This is a genomic window from Actinomadura sp. GC306 (assembly GCF_004348665.1).
Classification (GTDB): domain Bacteria; phylum Actinomycetota; class Actinomycetes; order Streptosporangiales; family Streptosporangiaceae; genus Spirillospora.
In genome coordinates this window covers 1-6,392 of record NZ_SMKM01000338.1, presented here as the reverse complement: position 1 = coordinate 6,392, position 6,392 = coordinate 1, and the positions used below count along the sequence as shown (strand labels likewise).

The following is a 6,392-nucleotide window of genomic DNA, read 5'->3' as shown; positions in this document are numbered from 1 at the left end:
GCCCCGCCCCCGGGTCCTCGGCGTCACCGTCCCCGGCGCCGGTGTCCGCACCGGTCGGCTCGGCGTCCGCCGGTTCGGTGGCGTCCGGCGTGTCGGTGGTGGCGGGCGCCTCGTCGGTGTTCGCCTTTTCGGTGTTCGCCTCACCGGCGGGCGCGTCCTCGGCGGAGGCGTCCGGAGCGTCTTCGCCGTTGCCGTTGCCGTTACCGTTACCGGTGCCGGTGGTGGTGACCGGGTGCCAGGTGTCGGGCTGGCGCTTACCGCCGTCACGTCCGCCGCGCGTGCGGGTCGCGCGTCCGTCGCGCTCCAGGGCGGTCAGCGTGCGCGTGACCGTGGCGCGGCTGACACCGGACGCCGCCGCGATCGCGGTCACGGTGGCGCCCGGGTCGGCCGTCAGCGCGTCCCACACGTCCCCAGCCGCCCCGGACGGGCGCGCCCCGCCCGTGACAGCGGCGGCGCCGTTTCCGGTGTTCTCGGCGCCCGTGGCGCCGTTTCCGGTGGCGCCATTCGCGGTGATGTTCTTCGCGGCCATTTCATCTCCCCATTCGATGTGACCGGCGACCGGATTCCCGGCGCCGTTCCCCTTCATCGGCAGGTCGACCATTTCTCGATACCGCGCCACCAGCAAGCACCTTCGGCCACATTTTTTATCACCTCAACGGCTGAACGACCTAACCAATCCCAACCACATCCGCTAAACCCACCCGCCGGTAAAGCAGATTTGCGCCAATTCATAACCGGGCACCTCATCACGCGAACACCTTTTCCGAGGCCCCGTGCATCGAAAGGCGCGGCGGCGTGACCCGTGGACACCTCATGCGAGGCGTTTCGCGCCTCTTCTCACCTCATCGACTCACCGGGCACGGCGACCTCACGCCTCGGCTCTGAACGGCACCGCGCCGACCCGGCCGCCGGCGGACTGACCCACCGGCAGTGGGCCGGTGATGTAGGGAGGGGTGGTTAACCGACCGAGAGGCGAGGAGTAGAGGCAGGAGGAGAACCAGAACCCACATCGCGAGCTATTACCAGGGGTCGTCCTGGTGACGAGTCGGGCGCGCGAACAGAAGATGCATCAGCGCATCCACCTGCACCGACGTACGCATTTGGGGCTTCTGGTCATAGACAGAAGCTCGAGAAGAACCCCGAAAAGAAGATTGAAGAGAACCCCGAAAAGACACGGCCATCTGTATGCGTCGCACCTGAAGACAGAAACGAAGAAAACGGCGCAAACATGGGCGGGCTCCGTCCGCAGCCCGGTCGATGCCGGGTCTGCGGACGGAGCCCCGCCCTCGAAGAGGGCTGCTTTACTCTGGCCCCTGAGGGGCCAGCCTGCTACCGACAGGCTGGGCCCTCCCTACGACACCAGTGCCACCTGCTGCTCCGGACCGTCCTGGGTGTGGCGGCGCAGGTCCATATCGGCCCAGACGGTGAAGCCGTCGTCGGGGCTACCGTGGACCCCCATCGTCAGGGCCAGTTTGGACACCGTGAGCAGGCCGTAGCCGCCCACCCGCGGCTCGCACCCTGGCGTCTCCGAGCGGATGGTAGGCACGCAGCCCCCGCCCAGGTCGGTGACCGCGATGTAGGCGATCTCAGCCAGCGTGACCTCCAGGCCGAACCAGCCTCGCCCCTCACCCGACCGCGAGTGTCGGACGGCGTTCGTGGACAGTTCAGCCACCACCACCGCCACATCCTCCTCACGCCCGGTCCCCTCGAACAGCGTCGCCGCGAACACTCGCGCCACACGCACCTGATCGGCCCGGCCGGGATAGACCCGGCGCCACCGCATCGGCTCTGAACCCCGCAGCCACTCAGCGGAGGAGCACAATCCCCAGTTCCTGTTCTTCACTTTCCCCGTTCCTTCCTCGGGCGCGTCCAGTGCCACAGCCCGCCCGAACGACGTGATTGACAGCGCCCATTAATAGGCACCTCTTACGTCGGGTCAAGTGTCAGATACACACCGCTGGTTCCACGGGCAGGTTCGGCGAACGGGTCGGACGCTTTAGGGAAGTTGGGCAGCCGGATGTATTTGGAGGAGCTTCGCCGCAGTACGTCTGCTCTCTTCAGCTGCATTGAGCAGTTTCGTGTGCAGAGGTTTAGGAATGCTCCCCTTGCCAAGACCGGCAAACTTCACGGCCAAGAGAAGCTGTTCTTGTTGGGATGCGGTGAGCTTCCCCTTGAGCTCGGGGCTTCGAAGGAGCTCTTGCGCAACGTAGCCGTCCTCGATATCAGGAAGCTCGCTGGCGATCCGGCTGACTATTGGACCGCTGTCGCTACCGGAGAGGCAGATCGCCGTGAGGGCTACGCGGACACGGAAGGTCGTGAGTTCCGGGATCTGTTCGAGCGCCAAGTACTTGTCCACTGCGGCGGTATCTGCGGTGCTCGGCGGACGCCCGGCTGCTCGTCGGCACAACATGGCCAGGCAGGCCGCAACGGCCTCTTCCCATACTTCTGAAGTACTACTTTGCTCGACGCAGGACAGAGCCGACTCCGGTTTTCCGGTGAGCGCCTGGGCGATGATCATGGCCTGTCGGCCGTCCAGAAGTCGACGGCCGACGCCTCGATGCTGCTGCGCGAACGCGACTGCACGCTCCCAGCTGCCGGCTGCGGCCAGGGCGCGGAGACCGTCGGCGAGCATCACGCCCCATAGCCACTGGCACAGGTCGCGGTGCTCGTGCCCAGAGCAAGTCAGGTCCCCGAGCGGGAGGTCCCGTCCGCCGATCCTCGCCGCCCCCCTCGTCCGGACGGCCCGATACAGCTCCTTGAGCTGATTGGAGGCGGCTTCTGGATCTCCGGCGCGCATGAGGAGCCGGGAAAGATTGATGAGCGGTTCCAGCGCGTACTTCGCCGTTTGCGTAGTCAGCGGCCGAGCGTCCATGTACAGCTCGTACTGCTGTCGGCACAGGGAAGCTGCGAGGTCGGGCATGCCGCAGTCGCTGGCGATCAGGGCCGCCCGGTTCTGCGCGGCCGCAGCTGCGGCGAGCCCATCAGCGGTATCGGCCGATTCGTTGCTGGTCCGGGCTAGGTCGGTGATCTCTTGGATTCGCTCGGCGAGCGGTTGACACACCGGCCGCTGACGTGCGACTAGGGGGAACCGTCGCGCGGCCTGGCTTAGGGGCGGTCTCATTGCCAAGTGATGGTGAGGCGCGTGTTCAGACGCTCGAAGACGAACCTGCCCGGCACCGGCGCGGCGGTGTCCTGCCCCACAGTGCCCGGTTCGATCTCGAACTCGACGGGCCGAGATCGGTAGCTCTGATCCCAGGTTCCGATGGCATCGGCGACTCGACCGGCCAGAGCGTTCCCCGTTGGGCCATGGCCCACAACTCCGACCTCGTACATCCGACGGTTCCCGCTCGCGGGGTCGTGGGGACGGAGAGTGAGGTACGCGAGGTCGCCCTTGTCGGCTACGGCCATGGCACCCCAGCCGAACTGGGGACGAACCAAGCCTTGGTCGACCGCGGTGCGCTCGACCGGCATCCGGCTCAGCGCGTTGTCCATGACGCACGTGAGCCAGACGTCGAGCCACTCGAATGATTCGTCGCCCCTGAACAACACGCCCGTCCACACTTCGCTGGGCGCCGTCTCCAGAACCCTGCTCAGCAGCGACTCGTCTACGGATTGCTCTCGGTTGGTGTGGAGGGAAACTGATCCATCGGCGGTCAGGGGGATCATGCGGCGCGTGTCATCGGCGATGCCGCGCAGGGGCATGAACGTGCATAGCCGGCTGTTGCGGCCGAGCCAGCGTCCGTCGTTGTCGCGTTCGAAGGCGATCGAGCGGGACACTCCGCCGCGCAGCCGCAGCGGTACGACGAGTCGGCCGCCGGGGGCGAGTTGGTCCAGCCACGGCAGGGGGAGATCACCTGCTCCGACGGTGGCGATGATGCGGTCGTAGGGTGCGCCCTCGGCGTGGCCGAGCGCACCGTCGCCGAGCACGACGTGGACGTTCTTGATGTCGGCAGCGGCCAGCCCGTTGCGGGCGCCGGTGACGATGTCGTCGTCCACATCGATCGCGGTGACGTGGCCTTCGTCGCCTACGAGGTGCGCGAGGAGGGCGGCGTTGTATCCGGTGCCGGCCCCGAGTTCGAGTACGCGTTGACCGCGTGCCGGCTGGAGTTGCTCAAGCATCATCGCCACGATCGTCGGCTGGGACGCGGCGCTGATGGAGACACCGTCATCGTCGTGCTTGGTGTGGACGGTTCTATCGGTGTAAGCCTGCTCAAGCGGGATGTCCGGGACGAACACGTGCCGGGGGACGGCACGGAATGCGGCCTCGACCTGCGGGCTGCGCACCGTCCCGTTGTCGCGCAGCGCCTCGGCGAGCGCGTCCCGCAAACGGTCCGCGGTCTCGGTCAGGTCGGGCGTCCGGCTGGTCTGCATGTCCACCTCGGGGACCCTAGAGTCGTCGCCGTTCGGGCTTGGTGTTGACGCGCCGTCGCGCAGGGTTCCCATGACTACCTCGCTTGTCAGTTTGGCCAGAGTGTGCTGATCGGTGTAGGTCAGACCGAGCCGGTGAGCTTCCCCCGGTTCCACGGACACCTCATCTGAGTTGACCTTGATCAACTTGGGAAGGAAGTGTCTCGTGCCACCACCTCATCCGCCGGAGTTCCGGCGCCGCGCCGTCGAGCTGGCCCGGACCGGGGACAAATCGGTCTCCGCGCTGGCCAAGAGTCTGGGCATCAGCCAGTCGTGCCTGAGTAACTGGATCCGTCAGGCCGACATCGAAGAAGGCCACGTGGACGGCCTGAGCGCCGGCGAGAAGAAGGAGCTGGCCGAGCTGCGCCGAAAGGCCAGGCAACTAGTACGGCAGTCCGAGATCGTGATCTGAGCGACTGGTGGGCGCCGTAACGCGAGACAGCCGCCCGGTGATCTTGATGTGTGACGATCAAAAACCATGGGGCGGCTGCCGTCGCCATCGTAGAGGCTGAAGCGGCCAGCGGCCATCTTGATGAGCTGATGGCGGGCATGGCCGAGCATTTCCGCAGGTGGGAACCGCGCACTCAGGCCCGCAAGTACGTACGCGCGTTGATGAGCGACCTGCCGCGCAAGAACTGCTGGACGATCGCCGAACACGCCGGTGACGCCACCCCAGGCAGGATGCAGCACCTGCTCGGGGACGCCAAGTGGGACACCATGGCCGCGATGACCGCCGTCCGGGCGTTCGTGTGCAGGCATCTCGACGACGGCGACGCGGTCGCGGTCCTGGACGAATCGGGGCAGGAGAAGAAGGGCACCGAAACCGTCGGCGTCAAACGCCAGTACGTGGGCTGCGCGGGCCGCATCTCCAACGCCATCAACGTCGTGTACTGCAGCTTCGCCACCGTCGGCGGGCACGCGCTGGTGGGCGCCCGCCCGTATCTGCCCCGCGAGCAGGCCGCTGACCCCGACCGCCGCGCCCGGGCTCGGGTGCCCGAGGACGTGGTGTTCGCGACCAAGCCCGAACTGGGCCGCCGGATCCTGGCCGACCTGAACGCCGAAGGGCGGTTGCCCGGCTGGGTGACCGGCGACGAGGTATACGGCGCCGACCCGAAACTGCGCGCCTGGCTGGAGGACCCGCAGGTCGCCACCGGCTATGTACTGGGAATCTCCAAGTCGGCGCCGATCGCCTTCACCCGCGCCGCCAAAGGCAGGGCCGACCACGCGCTGAAGACGCTGATCGCCTCCGACTGGATCATCGACTCCTGCGGGGACGGCTCCAAGGGCCAACGCCGCTACGCCTGGGCGTGGATCGGCACCGCCGACCCGCGCCGCCACCTGCTGATCCGCCGCAGCCTGACCCCCAACGCCAAAGGCGTCCGCGAAGTGGCGTTCTACCTGTGCTTCGCCCCCGAAGGACGGCCGGTGACACTGCGGACCCTGATCCGGGTCGCCGGCCGCAGGTGGCCGATCGAGGAGGACTTCCAGACCGGCAAGGACGCATTCGGGCTGGACCACTCCCAGGTCCGCACCTATCCGGCGCTGCTTCGCCACCTCGTGCTGGCCATGGCCGCCCTGGCCGTCTGCGCAGTCACCGCCGCCCACGCCCGCACCACCGGCGGCCACACTCCAACGCCCGCCCACCCCGACGACATACCGCCCGCCGATCCCGGGCTGATCCCACTGACCGTTCCCGAAGTGAAACGCCTGATCAATCTACTCACCCGCACCTGGCACGGCCTGGAACACCATCTGCGCTGGCATCTCTGGAGACGACGTCACCAAGCCCGCGCCCGCTGGTTCCACCACCGAACCCGCCTCACCTGCCGATAACGAGATCACGATCTCGGACTGCCGTACTAGAGCTGGAGAACGAGATACTCAAGCGGGCGGCGGCCTACTTCGCCCGCGAGAACGTGCTCCCAAAATAAGGTACTCGCTGGTCCATGAGCTTGCCGATAACGACATTCCCGTCGCGGTGGCCT

General features: G+C 67.1%; 6 protein-coding genes. 2 read left to right on the top strand and 4 right to left on the bottom strand.

What is annotated here, in order from left to right:
• The 4 genes from E1200_RS30000 to fxlM all read right to left on the bottom strand — a co-directional run.
• Positions 1 to 529: helix-turn-helix domain-containing protein (locus E1200_RS30000; protein ID WP_131955444.1), on the bottom strand; the 529-nt coding region annotated here is incomplete at its 3' end.
• Positions 530 to 1,351: 822 nt separating this feature from the next.
• On the bottom strand, positions 1,352 to 1,843 hold the full coding sequence (locus tag E1200_RS29995; RefSeq protein ID WP_131955443.1) for an ATP-binding protein: 492 nt from the start codon (positions 1,841 to 1,843) through the stop codon (positions 1,352 to 1,354).
• Between the two features lie 153 nt (positions 1,844 to 1,996).
• Complete coding sequence (locus tag E1200_RS29990) at positions 1,997 to 3,061, bottom strand: hypothetical protein (RefSeq protein WP_131955442.1); 1,065 nt, start codon at positions 3,059 to 3,061, stop codon at positions 1,997 to 1,999.
• A 56-nt stretch (positions 3,062 to 3,117) separates the two neighbouring features.
• On the bottom strand, positions 3,118 to 4,554 hold the full coding sequence (fxlM, locus tag E1200_RS29985) for a methyltransferase, FxLD system (protein ID WP_207933619.1): 1,437 nt from the start codon (positions 4,552 to 4,554) through the stop codon (positions 3,118 to 3,120).
• Positions 4,555 to 4,573: 19 nt separating this feature from the next.
• Here fxlM and E1200_RS29980 point away from each other — a divergent pair, with 19 nt between their 5' ends.
• Together E1200_RS29980 and E1200_RS29975 are read left to right on the top strand one after the other, a co-directional pair.
• Complete coding sequence (locus tag E1200_RS29980; protein ID WP_165950521.1) at positions 4,574 to 4,819, top strand: transposase; 246 nt, start codon at positions 4,574 to 4,576, stop codon at positions 4,817 to 4,819.
• Between the two features lie 137 nt (positions 4,820 to 4,956).
• Positions 4,957 to 6,240, top strand: a complete 1,284-nt coding sequence (locus E1200_RS29975; protein WP_131955440.1) for an IS701 family transposase — start codon at positions 4,957 to 4,959, stop codon at positions 6,238 to 6,240.
• Positions 6,241 to 6,392: the final 152 nt, after the last annotated feature.